The 22,880-nt window shown below is 56.9% G+C and carries 18 protein-coding genes and 2 tRNA genes; 11 read left to right on the top strand and 9 right to left on the bottom strand.

Going from position 1 to position 22,880, the window contains the following annotated elements; all coding sequences use genetic code 11:
• Positions 1-30 precede the first annotated feature (30 nt).
• Positions 31-1,560, bottom strand: coding sequence for a cryptochrome/photolyase family protein (locus AC0TOY_RS09495; protein ID WP_148769014.1), 1,530 nt, complete (start codon positions 1,558-1,560; stop codon positions 31-33).
• The gene (locus AC0TOY_RS09490; RefSeq protein WP_071530926.1) at positions 1,557-1,703 is read right to left on the bottom strand and encodes a DUF2256 domain-containing protein; all 147 of its coding nucleotides are present in this window, start codon (positions 1,701-1,703) and stop codon (positions 1,557-1,559) included. Before AC0TOY_RS09490 ends, AC0TOY_RS09495 begins: the two co-directional genes overlap by 4 nt.
• Positions 1,704-1,919: 216 nt before the next feature.
• On the opposite strand from AC0TOY_RS09490, the gene mtfA reads away from it, so the two are divergent.
• Positions 1,920-2,717, top strand: coding sequence for a DgsA anti-repressor MtfA (gene mtfA, locus AC0TOY_RS09485; RefSeq protein WP_048029376.1), 798 nt, complete (start codon positions 1,920-1,922; stop codon positions 2,715-2,717).
• Here the strand turns inward: mtfA and AC0TOY_RS09480 are convergent.
• Positions 2,714-3,925, bottom strand: a complete 1,212-nt coding sequence (locus AC0TOY_RS09480) for an MFS transporter (protein WP_473721767.1) — start codon at positions 3,923-3,925, stop codon at positions 2,714-2,716. The two genes, mtfA and AC0TOY_RS09480, sit on opposite strands and share 4 nt — an antisense overlap.
• 138 nt (positions 3,926-4,063) lie before the next feature.
• Between AC0TOY_RS09480 and AC0TOY_RS09475 the strand changes: the two genes are divergently transcribed.
• The 7 genes from AC0TOY_RS09475 (at position 4,064) to AC0TOY_RS09445 (ending at position 16,164) form a co-directional block, all read left to right on the top strand.
• On the top strand, positions 4,064-5,806 hold the full coding sequence (locus AC0TOY_RS09475; protein ID WP_148768696.1) for an IucA/IucC family protein: 1,743 nt from the start codon (positions 4,064-4,066) through the stop codon (positions 5,804-5,806).
• Positions 5,806-6,753 (top strand): GNAT family N-acetyltransferase, encoded by a 948-nt coding sequence (locus tag AC0TOY_RS09470; protein ID WP_473721766.1) that lies wholly within the window; start codon positions 5,806-5,808, stop codon positions 6,751-6,753. The genes AC0TOY_RS09475 and AC0TOY_RS09470 overlap by 1 nt, the downstream gene beginning before the upstream one ends.
• Positions 6,750-8,492, top strand: a complete 1,743-nt coding sequence (gene iucC / locus AC0TOY_RS09465) for an aerobactin synthase IucC (protein ID WP_473721765.1) — start codon at positions 6,750-6,752, stop codon at positions 8,490-8,492. The genes AC0TOY_RS09470 and iucC overlap by 4 nt, the downstream gene beginning before the upstream one ends.
• Positions 8,489-9,814 carry a lysine N(6)-hydroxylase/L-ornithine N(5)-oxygenase family protein gene (locus tag AC0TOY_RS09460; protein WP_473721764.1) on the top strand — a complete coding sequence of 442 codons (1,326 nt, stop codon included), beginning with the start codon at positions 8,489-8,491 and terminating at the stop codon, positions 9,812-9,814. Before iucC ends, AC0TOY_RS09460 begins: the two co-directional genes overlap by 4 nt.
• A 26-nt stretch (positions 9,815-9,840) precedes the next feature.
• Entirely contained in the window at positions 9,841-12,030 is a 2,190-nt protein-coding gene (locus tag AC0TOY_RS09455) for a TonB-dependent siderophore receptor (protein ID WP_473721763.1), read from the top strand.
• A 164-nt stretch (positions 12,031-12,194) separates the two neighbouring features.
• A tRNA-Asn gene (locus AC0TOY_RS09450) sits at positions 12,195-12,270 on the top strand.
• Positions 12,271-12,558: 288 nt separating this feature from the next.
• A complete protein-coding gene (locus tag AC0TOY_RS09445; protein WP_473721762.1) occupies positions 12,559-16,164 on the top strand; it encodes an AAA domain-containing protein in 3,606 nt (1,201 codons plus the stop codon).
• Between the two features lie 121 nt (positions 16,165-16,285).
• On the opposite strand, the gene AC0TOY_RS09440 is transcribed toward AC0TOY_RS09445, so the two are convergent.
• The 3 genes from AC0TOY_RS09440 to AC0TOY_RS09430 form a co-directional block, all read right to left on the bottom strand.
• Complete coding sequence (locus AC0TOY_RS09440) at positions 16,286-16,846, bottom strand: quinone oxidoreductase family protein (RefSeq protein ID WP_473721761.1); 561 nt, start codon at positions 16,844-16,846, stop codon at positions 16,286-16,288.
• A gap of 87 nt (positions 16,847-16,933) precedes the next feature.
• Complete coding sequence (locus tag AC0TOY_RS09435) at positions 16,934-17,245, bottom strand: alcohol dehydrogenase catalytic domain-containing protein (protein ID WP_473721760.1); 312 nt, start codon at positions 17,243-17,245, stop codon at positions 16,934-16,936.
• Positions 17,242-17,661 (bottom strand): RidA family protein, encoded by a 420-nt coding sequence (locus AC0TOY_RS09430; RefSeq protein ID WP_248272591.1) that lies wholly within the window; start codon positions 17,659-17,661, stop codon positions 17,242-17,244. The genes AC0TOY_RS09435 and AC0TOY_RS09430 overlap by 4 nt, the downstream gene beginning before the upstream one ends.
• 141 nt (positions 17,662-17,802) lie before the next feature.
• Between AC0TOY_RS09430 and AC0TOY_RS09425 the strand changes: the two genes are divergently transcribed.
• Positions 17,803-18,741 (top strand): LysR family transcriptional regulator, encoded by a 939-nt coding sequence (locus AC0TOY_RS09425; RefSeq protein ID WP_473721759.1) that lies wholly within the window; start codon positions 17,803-17,805, stop codon positions 18,739-18,741.
• Between the two features lie 8 nt (positions 18,742-18,749).
• On the opposite strand, the gene gcvA is transcribed toward AC0TOY_RS09425, so the two are convergent.
• Entirely contained in the window at positions 18,750-19,661 is a 912-nt protein-coding gene (gene gcvA / locus AC0TOY_RS09420) for a transcriptional regulator GcvA (protein WP_473721758.1), read from the bottom strand.
• Positions 19,662-19,831: 170 nt separating this feature from the next.
• On the opposite strand from gcvA, the gene AC0TOY_RS09415 reads away from it, so the two are divergent.
• Positions 19,832-20,440 (top strand): glutathione S-transferase family protein, encoded by a 609-nt coding sequence (locus AC0TOY_RS09415; protein WP_081112030.1) that lies wholly within the window; start codon positions 19,832-19,834, stop codon positions 20,438-20,440.
• A 42-nt stretch (positions 20,441-20,482) separates the two neighbouring features.
• On the opposite strand, the gene cbl is transcribed toward AC0TOY_RS09415, so the two are convergent.
• Both cbl and nac read right to left on the bottom strand, forming a co-directional pair.
• Entirely contained in the window at positions 20,483-21,433 is a 951-nt protein-coding gene (cbl, locus tag AC0TOY_RS09410; RefSeq protein WP_023336219.1) for an HTH-type transcriptional regulator Cbl, read from the bottom strand.
• Between the two features lie 96 nt (positions 21,434-21,529).
• Positions 21,530-22,447, bottom strand: coding sequence for a nitrogen assimilation transcriptional regulator NAC (nac, locus tag AC0TOY_RS09405; protein WP_024908060.1), 918 nt, complete (start codon positions 22,445-22,447; stop codon positions 21,530-21,532).
• A 320-nt stretch (positions 22,448-22,767) separates the two neighbouring features.
• Between nac and AC0TOY_RS09400 the strand changes: the two genes are divergently transcribed.
• Positions 22,768-22,843, top strand: a tRNA-Asn gene (locus tag AC0TOY_RS09400).
• The last annotated feature ends 37 nt before the right edge of the window (positions 22,844-22,880 follow it).

The raw sequence follows: 22,880 nt of genomic DNA, 5'->3' as shown, positions 1-22,880 counted from the left end.
GCCGCAACCGCCCAGGCGTTGAAATACCGCTCAGAGGTCGTTGAGATGCAGGCGGACGTACCCGGCGCGGTCTGCAATGGACTGCCGATCCTCTTCCGTCATGTCCGCTAGCTGTTTAAAGACAATGCCCAGGCGGGGATTGTTACCGAGACGCGCCTTATTGCGCGCAAAGAAGTCCCAGTAAAGGGCATTGAAGGGGCAGGCCTGCTCTCCGGTACGCTGGTTGTGTTGATACCGGCACCCCTGACAGTAATTACTCATCTTATGAATATATGACGCGCTCGAGACGTAGGGTTTACTCGCGAGTAACCCGCCATCGCCAAACTGGCTCATGCCGAGGGTGTTGGGCAGCTCCACCCATTCAAAGGCATCAATATAGACTCCCAGATACCATTCATGGACCGCCTGCGGCGACAGGCCGCTGAGCAGGCTAAAGTTGCCAATGACCATCAGGCGCTGGATATGGTGGGCGTAAGCCTCGGTGAGCGACTGCCCAACGGCATGCGCCAGGCAGCGCATCTGCGTCTTGCCCGTCCAGAACCAGTCCGGCAGCGGGGCATGCTGATCTAAGGCATTAAGCTCCCGATAGCCCGGCATCTGCGACCAGTAGATCCCGCGCACATACTCCCGCCAGCCGAGAATTTGTCGGATAAACCCTTCTACGGCAGGCAGCGGCGCGTGGCCCGAACGCCACGCCTGCTGGGCGGCCGCGACCACTTCCCGCGGATTCAGCATTTTAGCGTTCAGCGCAAATGAAATTAACGAGTGGAAAAGAAAAGGTTTCTCCGCGTGCATCGCGTCCTGCCAGTTTCCAAACTGCGGGAGCACGTGCGTGATAAAATCATCCAGCCTGGCTTTGGCTTCCGCACGGTTGAGCGGCCAGCGAAAATTGTCGGCCTGCGGTTCGCCGAAGGTCTTTACGCCGCAGCGTTGGATCTCAGCCCATAAGGCGGAACGATCGTGGCAGGGACGCGCGTCCACCGGCGCGGGAGGCTCGCCGGACCAGCGCTTGCGGTTTTCAGCATCGAAATTCCATTTCCCCCCTTCCGGCTCGCCTGCTGAGGTCAGCAGTACGCCGTGCTGACGACGCATTTCCCGGTAAAAGTACTCCATTCGCCAGCTTTTGCGTGACGCAAAGAACGCGCTAACCTGTTCCCGAGTGGTGAAAAAATGCTCGCTGCTGACGCAGGCCGTTTCAACGGAGACCGTTTTCGCCCACGCCTGCAGCTGCGTATCAAGACGCCATTCGTCGGGCTCCTGCCATGTCACTCTGCCAGCGCCGTAATGCGCGACAAGCGCGTTGAGATTGTCTTCCAGCGCGCCGCGGTTTGAGCTGTCAGAAAGTCGGACATACCTCACCCGATGCCCCTTCTCCTTTAATGCAGAGGCAAACGCGCGCATGGCGGCGAAGATAGCGATAACTTTCTGGGCGTGATGAAGCACATAGGCGGTTTCGGCCCGGAGTTCCAGCATCACGTAAATGATGTTCGGACTGGAGGTATCAAACCAGCTGTGATGCGGATTAAGCTGATCGCCCAGGATCAGACGCAGCTCGGTCAACGGTGGCTCCTGCGGCAACGCTCAGAACAGTATTTAACCTCATTCCAGCATTTCGCCCATTTCTTGCGCCACGTCATGGGCCGCTGGCAGTGCACACACAGTCGACTGGGCAGGTCCTGCTTGTTACCTTTGAAATCGCTCATCTTTTCAATACCGCACTGATTAATTCACCCCACCTGCGGATAAAGGCCACGACAGACTTCACAAAATGAAGGTGATGCCCGCAAACCGCTACCCACCGCTACGTACGAAATGATAGTTTATTCAGGCTGGATTTGTCGCAGTGAGCGATTTTCTGGCATCTTAACCGAACCTGACTTTCCCATTTTTGTTCAAGTGACGAGTTTGCGAGCAAAGCGATGATAAAGTGGCCCTGGAAAACGAATGAGGCTGGCCGGGATGTGGCGCTGCCATGGGATGACGCGCTGACGATCCCTGTTCTGGCTAATCTAAACCCGGATGAACAATCGAAACTGGTTCAACTGGCGGATCGTTTTTTGCAGCAAAAACGCCTGGTGCCACTGCAGGGGTTTGAACTCGATCCTCTGAAAAACGCCCGCATCGCCCTGCTGTTCTGTCTGCCGGTGCTTGCACTCGGCATTGAGTGGCTGGACGGTTTCCACGAAGTGCTTATCTATCCCGCGCCGTTCGTGGTGGATGACGAATGGCAGGACGACATCGGGCTGGTGCATAACCAGCGCGTGGTGCAGTCCGGACAAAGCTGGCAGCAAGGGCCGATAATCCTCAACTGGCTCGATATTCAGGACTCGTTCGACGCCTCCGGTTTTAATCTGATTATCCATGAGGTGGCGCACAAGCTGGATACCCGCAACGGCGATCGCGCCAGCGGCGTTCCGCTGATCCCGCTTCGCGAGGTCGCGGGATGGGAGCACGACCTCCACGCGGCGATGGATAACATTCAGGATGAAATAGACCTTGTGGGCGAGAGCGCGGCCAGCATTGACGCCTATGCGGCAACCGACCCCGCTGAGTGCTTTGCGGTGCTCTCCGAGTATTTCTTCAGCGCACCAGAGCTTTTCGCACCCCGTTTCCCGGCCCTGTGGCAACGTTTCTGCCAGTTTTATCAGCAGGATCCGCTCCAGCGCCTGCGGCAGAATGAGGCGTCTGGCGGGCATTCCTCCCGCCAGGTTCATTAAGCTTTTTCAACAGGGGTCCGCTCGGTTGACCGTACCCCTATGCTCAGGGCTAAAAACAGCACCGCCATTCCCCATGCGGCCACCGTTAAAGACTGCTCCCCGTAAAAACGCGTCACCACAGGCACCAGCAGCGCGCTGACGCCGTAGCCTAACGTGTGGCTGGTGGCGATGACGCCCGCGCCTTTCCCCGTCGTCAGCCGATCGTTCAGCAGAAGCTGGTAGCCCGGCGTGGCCATCGCCGCCCCGAGTGACGTGATAACAATCCCTACGTAGAACAACGCTAAACCGGAGACAGACATCAGCCCAAGCCCGGCCACCATCAGCACCGCCGCGATACAGAGCAACGTCACCGGGCTGAAATGCTGCGGGCGGACCACCAGAAACTGTGCCGCGAGCGTGGCCAGCGCGGCCAGGCTCAGCAGGAGCGCGACATGATGGCTGATCTCCCGGGCGTTACCGTCCAGCAACGGGCTAAGATGCGGTGACAGGCCAATCTGCATCAGGCTCACCAGCGCCGCCAGCAGCAGCGCCAGCAGCAGGAACGGCAGCATGGAGGCCTGCAGGCGGGTTGCCTGGTGGGCTACCGGCGGCAGCGGCGGGTCCGCGACTTCGCGAAGCACCAGCAGCAGAGCGATAAGCGGCGCAACCGCCATCAGCCAGAGCGGCGCCACCGGATTAACGCTGAGCATCAGCGCCGCCAGCGGTGGGCCGAGCAAACGCCCGCAGCTGAGGCCGGAGCTTATCGTCGCCAGCGCCGCCATTCTTTTCTCCAGCCCTGCACGCTGAATCGCCCACGTCTGGGCCGCAGGCACCAGCCCCGAGACCGTTAGTCCGTAGAGCAGGCGCGAGAATATAAGCCCCGCCAGCCCCCAGACCGTATCCAGCCTTCCGGCCGCCATCGCCCAGACCACCAGCGCCATCACGGCAAAACTGGCCAGATAGCCGCTCAGTGAGGCCACCATGACGGCCTTACACCCCCGCCGCTCGCTCTGGCGTCCCCACCAGGGCGATGCCGGTAAAAAGAGCATGGATCCAAACATCAACAGTCCGGCCCAGACCGAGAGCGACAGCCCGGTCTGGGTGACCAGCTGCGGGAGCATCACCAGCAGGCCGTTTTGACCGATGCCCAGTAAACCCGCAGATAGCGCCAGGGGCCAGTTAGCTTTTGAGGTGACGTTTTCGGTCAATATTTCAGAGTCAGTGCGCATGAGAATGTGAACATAGTGTTAATAAATGTGTGGAAATTATGAAGTTTATGAAAACAAATATTGCAAAAATGGTTGCGACTGTAAACAGAATGAATATCATAACGAGAATCATTATCAATCATGGAATGAGGTACATCTATGCGTGCTCTGCTCCGCGCCGCCGGTACAGACGTTGCAGCCCAGTGTTTTTTAAACGCCCTGTTGCGCGAAACGAAGGACTGGCGCTATCTCCCCGCTACCGATGCGGATGCGCTATCTGAGATCCATATCCCGCTTTCCCAAACCCAGGCGCTTCGGGTGCCGGTACGCTATTTCTCTCCCACCCAGCATCATCAGTACCGTTTCCCGGCAACGCTTATTCAGAACAACAGTGATAACGGTGACGCCGTCACATTCGGTCAACTGGTTGATTTAATTCTTGAAAAACCGTCCGTAAAAGGCTCGCTGGATGCCAATACGCTGGCGCGTTTTAAGCAGCGCGTTCTCGAAAGCCATGTGCACACCTGGCAGGCGATCGATCTGCGCCACGGCTGGGCAACCCTGCGCGATAAGCCGCTGACGTTTGCCGAAGCGGAACAGGCGCTGCTGGTCGGCCATGCGTTTCACCCGGCACCGAAGTCGCACGAGCCGTTCAACGAAACCGAGGCGCGTCGCTATCTGCCCGATTTCGCCTCCCGCTTCCCGCTGCGCTGGTTTGCCGTTGAGAGCACGCTCGTTGCCGGCGACAGCCTGAACGTCTCCCTGCGTGAGCGTCTGCTGCGCTTCGCGGCCCAGAGCGCGCCTGAGCTGCTCGGCCACTTCACGGACACCCGCTGGCTGCTGCCGATGCATCCGTGGCAGGCCGACTATCTGCTGGAGCAGGAGTGGTGCCAGCGTCTGGCGGAAGACGGTTCACTGCAGGACCTGGGTGAGGCGGGCGCACAGTGGCTGCCCACCAGCTCCTCCCGCTCGCTGTACAGCGAGACCAACAGCGACATGATTAAGTTCTCCCTCAGCGTGCGCCTGACGAACTCCGTGCGCACGCTGTCGGTGAAAGAGGTGAAGCGAGGCATGCGCCTGGCGCGCCTTGCGAAAACGGAACGCTGGCAAGATTTGCAGGCGCGCTACCCGACCATGCGCGTGATGCAGGAAGACGGCTGGGCGGGACTGCGCGATGACAGCGGCGTCGTTCAGGAAGAGAGCCTGATGGCCCTGCGCGTTAATCTGCTGTTCGATACGCCAGACACCCAGACCAACGTGCTGGTGAGCCTGACGCAGGCCGCGCCGGACGGCGGTGACAGCCTGCTCGCCGCGGCAGTGCGCCGTCTGAGTCAGCGTCTTGATTTACCGCTCGCCCAGGCCGCCCGCTGCTGGCTGGACGCCTACTGCAACCGCGTATTGCTTCCGCTGTTCAGCGCCGAGGCGGACTACGGTCTGGTCCTGCTGGCGCACCAGCAAAATATCCTCGTTGAGATGCAGCAGGATTTCCCGGTCGGGCTGATCTATCGCGACTGCCAGGGCAGCGCGTGGACCGAAGGCGCCGACGCGTGGCTGAAAGAGGCGGGTGAAACTGAGGTGGAAAACCGCTTCGGTGAGAGCCAGCTGCTGCGCTACTTCCCTTATTACCTGCTGCTGAATTCTACCCTTGCCGTTACCGCCGCCCTTGCTGCCGCCGGCTTTGACAGCGAGGAGAGCCTGATGTCCCGGGTGCGCGACGCGCTGGCCGAACTGCGCAAGACGGTAGCGCAGACCCGCTGCCTCGACTACGTGCTCGACAGCCCGATCTGGAACTGCAAAGGCAACTTCTTCTGCTACCTGCACGATCGCAATGAAAACACCATCGCCGATCCGGCGGTGATCTATTTCGACTTTAGCAACCCGTTCTACAAGGAGAAGGCGTGATGGCTATCGCGAATATCGTCCATTCCGGCTACGGCTTTCACTGCACCGCAACGGATAGCACCCTGCCGCTGGCGTTGGGTCTCGACGGCAGCGCGGTGCTGGAGCGTCTGAAGGGGTTCCCGGACGGCTGGCTGGTGGAAGCCCTGGATCAGCTGTTTGTGGCCGCCCCCGCGCTGACCGGCATTACGTTACCCTGGGCGACCTGGCAGGATGAACCCCAGGCGCAGGCGCTGTTTCGTCTGGCAAGCGGGGATTATCTGGCGCGTGAAACCTTCTGGCAGCTGCCGCTGTGGCTGAAAGGCGAACGTCCGCAGGCCAGCGGCGGGATGCAGTATAACGAGAGCCGTCAGCTGTACTTCCCGCTGCGCCCTCGCCGTCCGCAGGGCGAAGTGTACCGCCGTTACGATCCGCAAATTAAGCGCACCCTCAGCTTCCGCGTCGCCGACGTGGCGCTGGACGGCGAACGTTTTACCCGCTGGATGAACAACCCGCGCGTAAACGCCTTCTGGGAGATGGCGGGTCCGCAGGCCGAGCAGGAAAGCTACCTGCGTCGTCAGCTTGACTCGACCTACTGTTACCCGGTTATCGGCTGCTTCGACGACCAGCCGTTCGGCTATTTTGAACTCTACTGGGCGGCGGAAGACCGCATTGGCCGCCACTACCGCTGGCAGCCGTTTGACCGCGGCCTACACATGCTGGTGGGCGAAGAGAACTGGCGCGGTGCGCAGTATATCCGCAGCTGGCTGCGCGGTCTGAGCCACTATCTGTATCTGGATGAACCGCGCACCACACGGATTGTTGCCGAGCCACGCTTCGACAACCAGCGCCTGTTCCGCCATCTGGACTCTGCCGGTTTCGACACGGTGAAAGAGTTCGACTTCCCGCATAAACGCTCGCGCCTCATTATGAGCCAGCGTCACCGCTTCTTCAGCGAGGTGGGCCTGTGAACGCGCTCTGGGAAAAAGTGAACCGTGAGATGGTGGCGAAGATCCTCGCCGAGCTGGAGTATGAACGCACCCTGCGCGCCGAGCCGGTTTCGTCGGACGGCTGGCGCATCACCATGGGCAACGAGTCCTGGCAGTTTCGCGCCGCGCGCGGGATCTGGGGCTGGCTGCATATCGACCCGGACAGCCTGACCACCGCCAGCGGCGATGCCATCGAAGCGGAAAGCGCGCTGCTGCAGCTGGCTGCGGTGCTGGAGATGAGCGACGCGCAAACGGCAGAGCACATGGAAGATCTCTACGCCACGCTGCGCGGCGACATACAGCTGCTGCAGGCGCGTGACGCGCTGGACGCGGACGCGCTGATCCATCTCGACCCGGACGAATTACAGTGCCTGATGCGCGGTCACCCGAAGTTTATTTTCAACAAAGGCCGCCGCGGCTGGGGTCTGGACGCGCTGCGTCAGTACGCGCCTGAGTATCGCGGACGTTTTCGTCTGCACTGGGTTGCCGTTCAGCGGGAGCATCTGGTCTGGAGCAGCGACGGCGATTGCGATATCAGCACCCTGCTGGCTAGCGCCATGGACGAGGCCGAGTGCGCCCGCTTTGACGCCCTCTGGCAGGCGCTGGGTCTTGACGACGGCTGGCTGCCCGTGCCGCTGCACCCGTGGCAGTGGCAGCAGAAGATCGCCATTCATTTCCTGGCGCAGCTGGCGCGCGGTGAGATGGTTGAGCTGGGCGAGTTTGGCGATGAGTACCTGGCGCAGCAGTCTCTGCGCACGCTCACCAACGCCAGCCGTCGCGCGCCGTTTGACATCAAGCTCCCGCTGACCATCTACAACACATCCTGCTATCGCGGTATTCCGGGCAAGTACATTGCCGCCGGACCGCTGGCCTCGCGCTGGCTGCAGCAGCAGTTCGCCACCGACGCCACGCTTGCCCGCTCTGGCGCACAGGTGCTTGGCGAACCCGCCGCCGGATATCTGTCGCATCCCGGCTATGCGGCGCTGCCGAAAGCGCCCTACCGCTATCAGGAGATGCTGGGGGTGATCTGGCGCGAGAACCCGTCCTGTTATTTAGAAGACGGTGAACAGGCGGTGCTGATGGCGGCGCTGATGGAAACCGACAACGCCGGGCGCCCGCTGATCGACGCGTGGATTAAACGCTCGGGCTTAAGCGCCGAAGCGTGGCTGGAAAAGCTGTTTGAGGCATCGGTGATCCCGTTCTATCACCTGCTCTGCCGCTACGGCGTGGCGCTGATCGCCCACGGCCAGAACGTGACGCTGGTGATGAAGGACTCTATTCCGCAGCGCATTCTGCTGAAAGATTTCCAGGGCGATATGCGCCTGGTGGATGAAGATTTCCCGCAGGCCCAGAGCCTGCCGGAGCAGGTGAAGGCCGTCACGGCGCGCCTGAGCGCGGATTACATTATTCACGACCTGCAAACCGGTAACTTTGTGACGGTGCTGCGTTTTATCTCACGCCTCACGCTGCAAAGCGGCGTCAGCGAAACGCGTTTCTATCAGATCCTCGCCGGAGTGCTGCACCGCTATATGGCCGCGCACCCCGAGCTTGCCGATCGCTTCGCGAAGTTCGACCTGTTTAAGCCGCATATTATTCGCGTGATCCTCAACCCGGTCAAACTGACCTTCTCCGAACACGACGGCGGCAGCCGCATGCTGCCGAACTACGTCACCGACCTTGATAACCCTCTTTTTCTGGCCTCCCGGGAGTCAGCGCAATGAAAACCTATGATTTCATCGGCATTGGTATCGGCCCGTTTAACCTCAGCATAGCCGCGCTGGCGGAAGGGCTGGACGGCTTTAGCTCGCTGTTTCTTGAGCGTAAACCGCACTTCTCCTGGCACCCCGGCATGATGGTGCCGGACTGCCACATGCAGACCAGCTTCCTGAAGGATCTGGTCAGCGCCGTGGAGCCGACCAACCGCCACAGCTTCCTGAACTACCTGGTGCAGCGCAAAAAATTCTATCGCTTCCTGACCACCGAGCAGCGCACCGTTTCGCGGGAAGAGTTTGCCGATTACCTGTGCTGGGCGGCGGACAACCTCACTAACCTGTCCTTTAGCCAGCAGGTGCAGCAGGTGAGCTTTGATGAGAAAAACGGCCTGTTTGAGGTGGTGACCCAGCGCGACCGCTTCCTGGCGCGGCACGTCTGCGTAGGGATCGGTAAGCAGGTCAACCTGCCCGACTGCGTCACGACGCAGGACGATACCTGCTTCCACGCCAGCGAGATGATGCTGCGCACGCCGGATCTTACGGGCAAGCGCGTCACCGTCGTCGGCGGCGGCCAGAGCGGCGCCGACCTGTTCCTGAATATCTTCCGCGGTGAATGGGGCCAGCCGCTGAGCCTGAACTGGGTCTCGCGCCGCAACAACTACAACGCGCTGGATGAAGCCGCCTTTGCTAACGAGTATTTCACGCCGGAGTACGTGGACAGCTTCTCCACGCTGGATGAAGAGGCCCGTCGTCAGATGCTGCACGAGCAGAAGATGACCTCCGACGGTATCACCACCGAGTCCCTGCTGGCGATTTACCGCGCCATGTATCACCGCTTCGAAGTGCTGCGTGAAAAACCCTGGGCGCATCTCCTGCCGTCCCGCTCGGTGACGTCCCTGACGCGCCAGGAAAACGGGCATCTTCTGAGCATTCAGCATCGCCTCGACGGCGGTCGCGAGCAGCTGGAGAGCGACGTGACGATCTTCGCCACCGGCTACCGCGCCGTGCAGCCTGCGTTCCTGGCGCCGCTGTCACACCGCCTGCATCTGGATACGGACGAAGCCTTCTGCATCAACAACGATTTCACTCTCGAATGGGACGGTCCGCAGAGCAACCGCCTGTTCGCCGTGAATGCCGGGATGCACCGTCTCGGCATTGCCGAACCCCAGCTCAGCCTGATGGCCTGGCGCGCGGCGCGAATTCTGAATCGCGCGCACGCCGACGAGCCGTTTGAGCTGGCCACCACTCCTGGCGTTATCCACTGGCGAAGCACCACCAGCCCGGAGAACAGTCAGGTTTTTAAATCATTAGCAAAAACCACCGAGTACTGACACACACAATCAGGGTCAATATAACAATGAAACGTTCTCATCTTTGGGTTTTAAATCCTTGTTTGCTTGCAATGCTTTCTACCTCTGCGTGGGCGGAAGAACAAAAGGAAGAAAATATCGTTGTCTCCGCCAGCCGCGCGCACCGCAGCGTGGCGGAGATGGCGCAGACCACCTGGGTCATTGAGCGGGCTGAAATTGAGCAACAGGTTCAGGGCGGGAAAGAGATTAAAGAAGTGCTGGCGCAGCTGATCCCGGGCATGGACGTCAGCAGCCAGGGACGTACCAACTACGGTATGAACCTGCGCGGCCGCTCCATGATGGTGATGGTGGACGGCGTGCGCCTGAACTCGTCCCGCAGCGACAGCCGCCAGCTCGACTCTATCGATCCGTTCAACATTGACCGTATCGAAGTCATCTCCGGTGCCACCTCACTTTACGGCGGCGGCAGCACCGGCGGCCTGGTGAACATCGTAACCAAAAAAGGCCAGCCGGAAACCGAAGTTGAGTTCCAGACCGGGACAAAGAGCGGATTTAACAGCCACAACGACCACGATGAGAACGTGTCGGCAGCGGTCAGCGGCGGCAACGACAACGCTTCCGGTCGTCTGTCGGTGTCGTATCAGCGCTACGGCGGCTGGTATGACGGCAACGGCGACGAGGTAATCATTGATAACACCCAGACCGGCCTCCAGTATTCCGACCGTATCGATGTGATGGGAACAGGCACCATCAATATTGACGATCACCAGCAGCTGCAGCTGACGACCCAGTACTACAAGAGCGAGTCCGACGGCAAGCATGGGCTGTATCTCGGGAAGAACTTCTCGGCGGTAACGGGGGATGCGACCGCCTACAACAAAGGTAACCTCGATTCTGACCGCGTGCCGGGTACCGAGCGCCATCTTATTAACCTGCAGTACTCCAACACCAACTTCTGGGGCCAAGATCTGGTCGCGCAGATTTACTATCGCGACGAGAGCCTGACCTACTATCCGTTCCCGACCCTGACCAAAGGCGTGGTGAGCAGCATCGGCGCGTCGCAGCAGAAAACAGATTTCTACGGCGGCAAGCTGACGCTAAACAGCAAGCCGGTGGACGATTTAACGCTGACCTGGGGTATGGATGCCGACCACGAAACCTTCGACGCCAACCAGCAGTTCTTTAACCTGAGCAAAGCTGCAGCGAGCGGCGGCATGGAGCTGGATAACGCCTACAACGTGGGCCGCTACCCGGGCTACAGCATCACCAACCTCGCCCCGTTCCTGCAGGCCAGCTACGATATTGACGCCATCACCCTGAGCGGCGGCGTGCGCTACCAGTACACCGAGAACAAGGTGGACGACTTTGTCGGTTACACCCAGCAGCAGGCCATCGCCACCGGGAAAGCCACCTCCGCCGACGCGGTGCCGGGTGGGAAAACCGATTACAACAACTTCCTGTTTAACGCCGGGATCCTTGGTCGCCTGACCGAACAGCAGCAGGTATGGTTTAACTTCTCCCAGGGCTTCGAAATTCCGGACCTGGCGAAGTACTACGGCTCTGGCACCTATCAGCTCAGCAACGGTCACTATCGCCTGCTGAACAGCGTCAACGTGAACGACTCGAAGCTGGACGGTATCAAGGTCAACGCTTATGAGCTGGGCTGGCGCTACACCGGGGATAACCTGCGCACGCAGGTTGCGGCGTATTACTCGCTCTCGGATAAAACCATCACCATCAACAAGACGGACATGACCATCAACCTGGAAGACGACAAGCGTCGTATCTACGGGGTGGAAGGTCAGGTGGACTATTTCTTCACCGACAGCGACTGGAGCACGGGCGCAAACTTTAACGCCATTAAGTCTGAAACCCGCGAAAACGGGAAATGGGAGAAGCTGACGGTCGACAGCGCCAGCCCGTCGAAAGCCAGCGCGTGGGTCAACTGGGCGCCGGGCGACTGGACCCTGCGCGTGCAGAGCACGCAGACCTTTGACGTGTCAGACTCCGACGGCAAGAAGATCGATGGCTATAACACGGTCGACTTCCTGGGCAGCTACGCCCTGCCGGTGGGTAAAGTCAGCTTCAGCGTGGAAAACCTGCTGGACAAAGACTACACCACCGCCTGGGGCCAGCGCGCACCGGGGCTGTATAGCCCAACCTACGGTGCACCGGGTCTGTATACCTACAAAGGCCGCGGACGTACCTTTGGTCTGAACTACTCCGTTCTGTTCTGATCCTGCGCGCCGCCTGCGGGCGGCGCATTTTGTTGTGTAATTTCAACGCGAATTTGCCATAAAATCAGCAATTTGCTGAAATTGTCGGCAAACGAACGAAAAGTGCGTTTTCACCCTTTGACAAGGCGTACCGAGGTCGCTACTATGCGCCTCGTTCACACGATTCCTCTGTAGTTCAGTCGGTAGAACGGCGGACTGTTAATCCGTATGTCACTGGTTCGAGTCCAGTCAGAGGAGCCAAATTTGAAAAGCCTGCTTTTAAAGCAGGCTTTTTGCTTTTCATTATTCCCACGCTAGCTCAAGATAGCCTCTCGTTAGGCAGACCCTTCATTTGCAGCACCATAAGAATGCGTTCCAGTTGTTTGAACGCTAATTCCTCTCAGTAAAACTGGAAAACATATTAGCCGCTGTTACTCATATTGTATTTCCATACGAAGATGCCCCCTTTGGTAGGGTTAAAATATCTGCCTCTGTGTTATTCTCTAACCATTAATTTCAGGGAGATACTCAGGTTAAGGTTCTTTTAGCATGATGCAACACTCGTCTAAGGATATCCTTTCTGCGTGGCATGATTATGTGAAATTCAGTGGCGCAGAAAAGAGTAAAATACCGGCCAGCAAGGTGCATGAGCACCAACAACTCATGCTCGGTATAAATAACTGTGAAGAAAACCAGAGCGGGGTAATACTCCGTGTTACGCCTGAAATGCGCAACTACTGGCGCCAGCGTTTCGTCGAATATGACGAAAAGGGTAGAATTACCCATATTGAGCCTGTTAACCTGCTTTTTCCGGTACTGCGCTGTATCGAAAACGAGCGAGGTAAGGCCAATGTAAAATACCTTCCGCTGTTCTCTTTCCCCCTCCCCAAATCATTTTTTGAACAGAACGAAAACACTCTGCTAGTTCCCGTCAAAGATGGACAACTTGTTAGCGCATTCCCCTTCGCTTTTCGCGAAATGTTTGGTATTCAACTGGATGAGCTCGGTGAAAACCGTCATATGATGAGTATCGTTAGCGCGCTCACGGGATGTAAATATGACACGTTCCTTGAGGCGTTTAAGGCTCTTCAGAAATGGGGCACTCAACAATCAAACAGTAAATATCAGGGGCTGGAAACTGCGTTTAATGCCCTGGTGGCTCCGCTGCATAATGAGGATTACAACCTCAAGCGTGATGCGGAAGATTTCACCTGGCTGTGTAATAACGCAGTTGGTGATTTCCCGTTACTGGAGCAGTATCTCAGCTATATCCATAGTGACGAGAAGGCCCCACATATTCACGAAGTGGTGACTGGCGGTTTGTTTGAAACACAATATCCTCTGGGCCATGGGCAGATGGCGGCAATACAGGCGATTAATCAGGATGAGCGCCTGGTTGCTGTACAAGGTGCGCCTGGTACGGGTAAAACCACGCTATTCAAGTCACTCATCGCACAACGACTGGTTGCCAGAGCACTGGCGATTGCTGATGGAAAGGACCAGAATTTCGGCATGCTGGTCACGTCCACGGCAATAAAAGCGGTGGAGAATATCATTGACGATCTGCGCAGTGACCCTGCAACTGAGGATCTAGACTGGTTATGGTTTCATAGCGGCTCGAACGAACAGGTTCAGCATGAGCTTACCCGGCTTGAGAAACTGATTGGTCGTTGGCGACAGGAAAGCTATGACCAACAGCAGCAGCACGATTTTTTAGCGGTTTTACTCAAGCATCGTGACGAGATGAACGCTTGTTACCGGGCGTATCTGAATGAAAAGGCAGTAGCGATACAATCTGTTGTGGATTGTGGTCTGGACACCCAACTAGCAAAAGAGCTACCAGCTCGTTTCATGGAAAAAATTCCCTCGCTCGCCGCTCATGCACAGGTACTCGGAATTGATGTTTCGCTTCATCACCCCGACGACCTGGATACCTTAGCCTGTCAGTTAGAACAGCGCCTGCAGGAAATTAGGGAGATAAAAACGCAGCGTCTACAGGCCAGCAGAATTTACCAGACGTTGCAGGCGACATGGCCGCAGCAGCATAGTCTGGAGCAGATACTTAGCTGGATGGATTCACCGCTACGCCCAGCCCTGGAGCTGCATTACCGCGACTATCCGCGTAAAGGGATAAAGCGTTATCTGGCTCGTTTTTTCGAGAGGAAATATCCAGCAAGGTTGCAACAGATGAGCCTGGCTGCACCGGAGGACTTTCTCAAATTCAGGCTTTCTTCCCTTCCCCATCGTCAGCTGGCTGCTCTGGCTGATGCTGGGGAAATGCTTTCACAGCAGGTAGATAGCCTGGCGCTACTGGCGCTGCTCCTGCATGCGGAACCCGAAGCTCAACAGGAAGTTGACCTGCTGACTCTTAATACTGAAGTAGAAGAATTGCAGGCACAATGGCGTCAGGTCATCCGGGCGCAACAGCTAACGGTACAGTATCAACAGCGTTATCCGGAAGGTAACTGGTGCGACATTTTGCGTAAACGCTTTATCAGGCAACACCGGGAAATGTTCGAAGCCGCTATCGGTTATCTCTGGCAGGAACAACTGAAACGGAAAATTGAGCTTGAAGAGGTGCTTACTCACTGGCGGGCCCTGATGAGTAAGCGTCGCAGTGCGGGCTACTATCGCTGGCTGGATAAGCTAGATGATTTCTATCGCGCACTGTCTCTTGTATATCCGGTAATGGCGACCACGCTGGTTTCCGCGTGGAAGGTTGCTGGTTATCGTAAGCTCGATGAACTCAAGGGGCATAAACCATGGCACCTGGCACTGTGCGACGAAGCGGGCATGATTTCGCTTGAATCCCTTGTGCCCCTTTTGAGTCGCAGTGAGAAAGCGATGATTGTTGGCGATCCTCTGCAAATTGAACCCATTAGAAACCTGTCAGAAAACATGCAAACACAGTTGCGTGAGCGTCATTTCGCCAGCAACAATACGTTGTATGAGCGTGTTTCACCTGCAAGCGTCACGGGCTGGCACCGTGCTGCTGGTACGCTTTCCGGCAAGGTAGACGATACGGGTAATGGCATCATTCTCGATGAGCATCGCCGGTGCCAGCAACCTATTGCCGACCTTTTCATCCGACTGGCGAACTACCATGGCGTCAGCGTGGAAACTGCCCCCCCTTCCAGCCGTATTGCCAGCGCGTTTGAGAAATCAGGCGGGCATCATTTGATGTTCTACAGCGTAGAAGGCCAGAAAGGCGATATGGTTAACACTAATCTGGATGAAGTTGATGCTATCGAGCTATTGCTGGATAAGCTGGAAGAAGCTGGTTACGATCTGACTGCCGATGTTGGTATCGTCACTCCCTATAGCAATCAGAAGTCATTGTTGATTAAACGTCTTGCGCAACGAATGAATCACTGGCAGAAAAACTGCATTGGTACAGTGCATCAGTTTCAGGGCGTAGGCTTTGAGGTCATCATTTATAGTCCGGTTATTTTTCATCCTCTTGATAATCCGAATTTTCAAAACGACGCACCAAACATGCTGAATGTCGTGGTTTCACGCGCAAAGCAGCAATTTATCGTCGTAGGTAACCATCATCGATTGCGGCAAGCAGGTGGATACCTGAAAGTCCTTGCAGATAGCGTTGCCGAAAGCTTCCTGCTTGAACAGGGTAGCCAGCATCCGAATTTTGCCAGTCTAAGCCAGACTCCCCGTCTACAGCGTTATTATCGCGACTGCGAACATATTGCCGCATTTAGCGCTCTGGCCAGCCAGTGTGAACAGGAGCTGGTTATCATCGCTCCGTGGATCCGTCGAGGAGGTAAGAATTATCAGAGGCCGGAGCTGGCGCAGTTGGTAGCCACGCAGCGGCGTGGTGTCAGGGTTAAAGTTTATTACGGCTACTATCACCAGTGCATGGATCGTGCGGAAGATAATGATGAGACTCTGGTTGCCGAGTACCGCGAACAACTAGGAAAAGAGAATATTATCCGGTTGACGGAAGGGACACATGAAAAGGTAATGATGATCGATGGCCGCTACATTGTTCTCGGGAGTTGGAACTGGCTATCTCATGGTTATCACCATAGCTGCGAGCGCAGTAAACAGTTCACTAATGCGATTCGTCATGAGATCAGTGCAGAGCTGGATGATGCATCGCTGGTGAGGGAGCTTAGGGAGAGGTTGCGGCTGGAATAACAGACTCATTGAATGCTCCCAGTCTGATGAGACAAATTTGAAAAGCCTGCTTTTGAAGCAGGCTTTTTTATTTTTCTCCTCCACATCAAAAGAATTACGAAGTCATGATGAGGTCCCCCGTTCATGGCCTCATAACGATACGACCAAGCGGTTTCGCTGTCTCAGCGTATTCATGGGCCGCGGCGGCGTTAGCCAGGGGGAAGACACGGTCAATGACAACCCTGATGTGCCCTGCAGCCACAGCCTGCAACATGTCGTCCACGCTTGTCCGAACGCCAGGCCTTTCAAAAAGAGGCCCCATAAATACCCCCATGAGCGTCTGGTTAGACTGCATTGGCGGCCACAGGTCGACGGTCAGGCTACCGCCGCCCGCATTACCGACGAAGACGAGACGTCCTTCCGGAGCGAGTGCAGAAAGCGAAGCTGGCAACGTCGTCCCTACCGGATCGATGGCGAGGTTAACACCGGTGCCATGGGTGAACTGTCGGACACTGTCCACAACGTTATTCTTTGCACGATCCACAACGTGATCGGCGCCAAGTTCCAGCAGCCGGTTTATTCGCTGCGTTCCGCTTGCCACGGCGATGACCGTCGCGCCTGCTTGTGAGGCAAGCTGAACGGCCGCGAGCCCCACGCCCCCCGCCGCTGCCTGAATCAGGACGGTTTCTCCATGCCGGAGCATCCCTCGTGTGAAAAGGCAATGATGCGCGGTTCCAAAAGAGATCGGTACCACCGCCGCGTCTGCTGCATCCACCCCATCCGGTATAAGCTAGGTACGTTCCGCCGGCACAGCCCAACGTTCCGCATGCGATCCCTGCATGCTAAAAGCAGCCACTCTGTCTCCAACCTTACGGCTACGGACTTTCGATCCGACAGCAACCACTGTGCCCGCGGCCGCGTAGCCGACGACCCATGAAGGGCCAGGCGGCGGAGTTGAGCGGCGGTTGATCAAATCTCCCCCTTCAATCGAGATAGCCTCGACAGAAATCAGGACGTCGTCAGGCCCTGCGACCGGATCCGGGACATCGATATATCGCAGGACGCCGGGAGCGCCTTCCACATCATAAACCGCTGCTTTCATCGATTTACCTCTGTCTTATCATGACTCGTGGGCAGCCGGGCAATCACCTTAATCTCAAACTGGAATCCGTACAGCCACGTCACGCCGATCCCCGTCAACGTAGGGTAAGGCGCTTCCCCCCAATATTCTGGCAGGATACTCCAGATAGCGTCGAGGTTTGACTCGGGATCGACGACAAAGAGGGTCACGTCAACCACGTCACTGAACGTGCAGCCCGCAGCCGTCAGAACAGCATTAAGGTTATCGAATGCCAGCCGGACCTGCGCGTTGAGATCCTCTTCAGGCGAACCATCCTCCCGGCTACCCACCTGCCCCGAAACAAACAGGAAGCCGTTAGATTTAATGGCGGGTGAATACCGATTGCGCTCATAGAGCGCCTGGCGTCCGAAGGGAAAAACGGCTTCGCGTGTTGTCATGTTTGTACCTTTGCAATAGGGCGAAATCTGCCCGGTGAATATAAAGGCACTTTACAGGTGCCACATCGGACGGATAAACAAGCGACTTTGTCCATCATTGTTTGTAATATCCAAACAATTGGTGAAAAGAGAGGACAAGGGATGGATCGTTTCGATGCGATGCGCGCCTTTGCTCGCGTGGTGGAGGCAGGCAGTTTCACAAAGGCTGCCCAGACGCTTCATATGAGCAAAACCACGGTGACGCAGCTTATTCAGCAGCTGGAAGCACGCCTGCGCGTCAGGCTGCTCCATCGCACTACCCGCAGGCTCGGTGTGACTCCTGATGGCGCGGTCTACTACGAGCGCGTAATCCGTCTGCTGGCGGACATGGAGGATGCTGAAAACAGCCTCTCCAGTGCGACGATGACCCCCAGGGGACGCCTGCGGATAGATGTGCCCACTCCTCTTGCCCGCTTTGTTCTGGTGCCCGCGCTACCGGCTTTTCATGCACGCTACCCTGATATCCAGTTCGACATGGGCGTGAGCGACCGGGTGGTGGATCTGATCGGCGACAATGTGGATTGCGTCCTGCGCGGTGGCGAAATCAACGACCAGTCCCTGATCGCACGCCATGTCGGCGATTTGCAAATCGGTGTTTACGTCGCACCGAGCTATGTGGAACGCCTCGGCACCCCTGCGCATCCGCGAGAGCTGGAAAACACCGACCATCGCATAGTGGGATTCTTGTCCTCACGCACCGGTAAGATTGATCCTCTGGTACTGCACGGTGAGAATGAACATATTGAAATCACGGGCAACTATGTACTTGCCGTGGATGATGGCAATGCTTACCTCGAAGCTGGATTAGCCGGGTTAGGCGTGATTGCGCTACCCGTCTATATGGCGGAAGCACATCAGGCCTGTGGCTCCTTGATTCCGCTATTTGAACCATGGCGGATTAAGCCAATGCCCCTGTACCTGGCATTTCCGCCTAACCGCCATGTCAACGCCAGACTGCGCGTTTTTATTGATTGGATCGTTGAATTGATGCAGAAGCATGTCCCTAATTCCAATAATAAGTCACTCCCTCCCAGCCCCTGATTCGCTCATTAGGGTTGGTTACTTTCCACAGCACTCACCGCTCGCCGCCAGGCCGCCACTTCCTCCTCCAGCCATGCCTTAAAGAGTGTCACCTCCGGCTTCGCCTCCGTTGACTGCGCCGTTACCAACCAGTAAGGCCAGGGATAAGGTGCGGTGATGGAGGTTAGCTGGACCAGTTCACCTCGGGTGATGGCATCCTGAACCAGAGAGCGGCGCTCCAGCGCGATACCTTTCCCGAGTCGAACGGCTTCGATAATGATATTGGAGTCGTTAATGCATAAACCGTCAGGCACGATCTCTTTCTCAAGACCCGCATTCATGCACCACGTTTTCCACGACTCCATAGAGAAAATAATATGACTCTTTGCAATCTCCGCTGGCGTAGCGGGCAGCACGCCCCCGTTAAAGCCCGGTGCGGCCACCACAATAAGCTCATCGGAAAAAAGGTAATGGCTTTCACTCCCTTCCCAGTTCCCCTGCCCCATCCGTATCGCGATGTCTATCCCTTCCTGCAGCAGGCTGGTGACCGTCAGGCTGGCCTTGATCCGCAGGGTAATAAGCGGATATTTCGCCCGAAAACGAGCCAGACGCGGTAATAACCAGTGGCATCCAAATGACGGCACCATCGCCAGCGTCAGCTCCTGCTTTCTCGGCTTCACCTGTACGAGCCGGGTGGCATCCGCAATATGGTTCAACGCCTCGCGTACCTGTAAGGCATAGAGCCGCCCTTCTTCGTTGATCTGCACTCCTCGCCCCTGACGGATAAACAGCTTTACGCCCACCATCTCCTCCAGCGTTTTGATCTGCTGACTGATAGCGGAATGGGTAACGTGGAGTTCTTTCGCCGCCAGCGTCACGCTGCCGAGACGGGCGACGGCTTCAAAGCTTCGCAAACTGGCAATGGGTGGAAAATCCGACATGAAAGCACTTCCTTATCTGCGCTGGATATACAGCGGCAACCTGACCATATGTCAGTAATACTAACCTTTACGGTAAGATACTGAAGATATTCGCCATGCAAATTGTATTGTAATGTCTGGTCATCCTCTTCAATGACGCGTTATTTCACAGAGACAGGAAAACGGGAACGATGATTAAGCTTGTTGGCATGATGGATTCACCTTATGTACGGCGCGTGGCGATCTCCCTTGAGCTTTATGGCGTTGAGTTTGAAAGCCAGCCGCTGTCAGTCTTTAGCACCTTCGACGCGTTCTCCCGGATCAACCCCGCGGTAAAAGCCCCGACGCTGGTTCTGGATAACGGAATACGGCTGATGGACTCCTCGCTGATACTGAACTATTTTGAGGCTCAGGCTGCCCCCGAGCGGAAACTCCTGCCCGTCGCGCCGGATGCGCTGGCAAAGGATCTTCAGGCGCTGGGCTTTATCCTCGCCGCCGCTGAAAAAGCGGTGCAAAATGTGTATGAGCACAACCAGCGTCCGGCGGAAAAACAGCACGCCTTATGGGTCGAGCGCATTACAATTCAGCTGCTGGCGGCCTGCAGGGAATGGAATGCCTTACTGGAGACGCGTCCGGCGACTGCAACTCCCGATCAGGTTGCCGTCACGAGCACTGTGGTCTGGACGTTTATTCAGTCGATGATCCCGCACGTCGTTAACGCAGCGGATTTTAGAGAGATTCAGGCGTTTGCCGAATCATTCGAATCACAGGCGGTCTTCAGAAAATACCCTTTCAGCTAAGTGATGAGCCCGGTAAGCACTCGCCACCGGGCAAACCAACACTTAAATCTGATAATCAATCGCTACTTCTTCCGGCTCCATCACCTGGCGTTTAATCTCATCCACCGACAGCCCGGCATTGCACAGCTCGATAAAGCGCCACACATAGTTGCGCTGCAGCTGCCCGCGCTTCAGGCCAAGCCATACGGTATTGGCATCAAACAAATGACGCGTATCAAGACGCACCAGGTTCCCGTCCTCGCGTTCTCCGCTGGACTGTTCCGCCACCAGGCCAATGCCCAGACCCAGCTCGACGTAGGTTTTAATCACATCAGAATCCTGCGCGCTCAGCACCACGTCCGGCGTTAGCCCTTTGCGGTTGAAGGCCTCGTCTATGCGCGAACGTCCGGTTATGCCCTGGCGGTATGTGATCAACGGCCATTTGGCAACGTCTTCCAGCGTCAGGGGAGAGACCTGATTCAGCGGATGATCGACCGGAAGTAATAAGCTGTGGTACCAGCGGAACCAGGGGAAAGCCACCAGCAGCGGGTCGTTGCTCAGGCGTTCGCTGGCAATGCCGATATCCGCCCCACCGTTTTGCAGCAGCACTTCAATTTCCTGCGGCGTGCCCTGGATGAGCTCCAGACGGACGTCAGGGAAAAGTTCGCGGAACGCTTTAATCACCGGCGGCAGGCTGTAGCGCGCCTGGGTGTGGGTGGTGGCAATGGTGAGCACGCCCGAGGCGTCATTGGTGAAGAGATCCGCCAGACGACGCACGTTGCTGGCCTCGTTGAGGATCCGCTCTGCAATGGTGAGCAAAGCCTTACCCGGCTCCGTCATGCCGAGCAGCCGCTTGCCGCGACGGATAAAGATCTCTATGCCCAGTTCCTCTTCCAGCTCGCGGATATGGCGGCTGACGCCGGACTGAGAGGTATAAAGCATATTGGCGACCTCGGTCAGGTTGTAGTCCCGCCTGGCCGCCTCACGGATAATTTTAAGTTGCTGGAAATTCACGATTCACTCCGGCGCATCTGACATAGCTCTATTGTTAGAGTCAGCCGAGCTGCAGAACAAATAATAAAAACCAGCATCTTATTCTTTTATGGAATATCAGCTCACGAGCTGGAGTTCACGGTTCTCAAGCGATGGCTTGCTGACCAGCGACATCAAAATCTCTTTTACCGCCTGCGCCTGTGGCGACAGCGAACCGCGTGCAGACATGTTCAGCGACAGCGGCAGGCTCATCGAAGGCGTGGTGATCCGCGCCATCCAGCCGTTTGCCGCACTGCACAGCGAGCGGGCTGCGGATTCCGGCAGAACGGTCACCCCCATGCCGCTGGCAATGGCTGCGGTCAGCGTGGAGATCGAGTCGATTTCGCCGATGATTTTGGCCGTCAGACGGCGCAGGGAGAACGCTTCATCCACGCGTACGCGCACGGCGCTGTAGTCGCGCGGCAGATAGAGGTTCATCTCTGCCACGGCGGCAAGGTCGACGCTCTGGCCCGGGCAGTCGCGGGTGCCCACGAGGTAGAGATCTTCTTTCAGCAGCGGCTGGCTGGTGATGCCGGCGACCGGGGAGCGATCGTAAAGGACCGCCATATCCAGCTGGCCGCTGAGCAGTTTGTCATTCAGTACGGAACCGCTGTTTTCATGCAGGTATACCAGCACTTCAGGCAGCTCAGCGCGAACGGCCTGCAGTAGCGGCATGGTAATAGAGGACGCGGCCGTTCCCGGCGCCAGACCGATAGAAACGTGCCCGCTCAGGGTCTGGCCCACGTTATTCACCGCCAGCTGTGCCTGTTCACACTGGCGAAGAATGGTGCGCGCATGGGTATACAGGATCTTACCGGCTTCCGTTGGCGTGACGCCGCGTTTGGTGCGGATCAACAATTGCTGATCCATCTCGCCTTCCAGAGTAGCCACCTGCTGGCTCAGCGCAGGCTGCGCGATATGCAGCACTTCTGCCGCTTGAGTCAGGCTGCCGATATCGACGATTTTTACGAAGTATTTCAGTCGTCTTAAGTTCATTTTGCCCCCTGTTCGAAATGCTGTGCCGGAACCGGCTGTCGTTGTTGAACAGGTTTTGCAATATGAATGCCACTTTTACCAGGCGGTCTGAATTGTTCGCTAAGCGTCTGAAAATAAGGAATCCTAATTACAGAGGGGGATTTAATTACCGAAACAGCAGTTTATGATCTGCCCCATTAGGGGTATACCCGCACCATGACGGTGCATTCCGCTGCCAAAAACATCACTTTGCCGATTTTGTCAGCAAACGATCGAAAGGCGGCGATCCACCCTTTGACAAGGTGAACGCAGGTCGATAATATGCGCCCCGTTCACACGATTCCTCTGTAGTTCAGTCGGTAGAACGGCGGACTGTTAATCCGTATGTCACTGGTTCGAGTCCAGTCAGAGGAGCCAAATTTGAAAAGCCTGCTTTTAAAGCAGGCTTTTTGCT

The sequence above is a fragment of the Enterobacter sp. PL_is379 genome (genome assembly GCF_055817355.1).
The sequence above is the reverse complement of the archived record's forward strand: the minus strand, read 5'-3'. Positions and strand labels throughout refer to the sequence as shown.

Excerpts from the sequence above, each read along its gene's own strand:
- AC0TOY_RS09490 (WP_071530926.1), bottom strand. The coding sequence starts at position 1,703 with ATGAGCGATTTCAAAGGTAACAAGCAGGACCTGCCCAGTCGACTGTGT.
- mtfA (WP_048029376.1), top strand. The coding sequence starts at position 1,920 with ATGATAAAGTGGCCCTGGAAAACGAATGAGGCTGGCCGGGATGTGGCG.
- AC0TOY_RS09480 (WP_473721767.1), bottom strand. The coding sequence starts at position 3,925 with ATGCGCACTGACTCTGAAATATTGACCGAAAACGTCACCTCAAAAGCT.
- AC0TOY_RS09475 (WP_148768696.1), top strand. The coding sequence starts at position 4,064 with ATGCGTGCTCTGCTCCGCGCCGCCGGTACAGACGTTGCAGCCCAGTGT.
- AC0TOY_RS09470 (WP_473721766.1), top strand. The coding sequence starts at position 5,806 with ATGGCTATCGCGAATATCGTCCATTCCGGCTACGGCTTTCACTGCACC.
- AC0TOY_RS09460 (WP_473721764.1), top strand. The coding sequence starts at position 8,489 with ATGAAAACCTATGATTTCATCGGCATTGGTATCGGCCCGTTTAACCTC.
- AC0TOY_RS09455 (WP_473721763.1), top strand. The coding sequence starts at position 9,841 with ATGAAACGTTCTCATCTTTGGGTTTTAAATCCTTGTTTGCTTGCAATG.
- AC0TOY_RS09445 (WP_473721762.1), top strand. The coding sequence starts at position 12,559 with ATGATGCAACACTCGTCTAAGGATATCCTTTCTGCGTGGCATGATTAT.
- AC0TOY_RS09440 (WP_473721761.1), bottom strand. The coding sequence starts at position 16,846 with ATGCTCCGGCATGGAGAAACCGTCCTGATTCAGGCAGCGGCGGGGGGC.
- AC0TOY_RS09435 (WP_473721760.1), bottom strand. The coding sequence starts at position 17,245 with ATGAAAGCAGCGGTTTATGATGTGGAAGGCGCTCCCGGCGTCCTGCGA.
- AC0TOY_RS09430 (WP_248272591.1), bottom strand. The coding sequence starts at position 17,661 with ATGACAACACGCGAAGCCGTTTTTCCCTTCGGACGCCAGGCGCTCTAT.
- AC0TOY_RS09425 (WP_473721759.1), top strand. The coding sequence starts at position 17,803 with ATGGATCGTTTCGATGCGATGCGCGCCTTTGCTCGCGTGGTGGAGGCA.
- gcvA (WP_473721758.1), bottom strand. The coding sequence starts at position 19,661 with ATGTCGGATTTTCCACCCATTGCCAGTTTGCGAAGCTTTGAAGCCGTC.
- AC0TOY_RS09415 (WP_081112030.1), top strand. The coding sequence starts at position 19,832 with ATGATTAAGCTTGTTGGCATGATGGATTCACCTTATGTACGGCGCGTG.
- nac (WP_024908060.1), bottom strand. The coding sequence starts at position 22,447 with ATGAACTTAAGACGACTGAAATACTTCGTAAAAATCGTCGATATCGGC.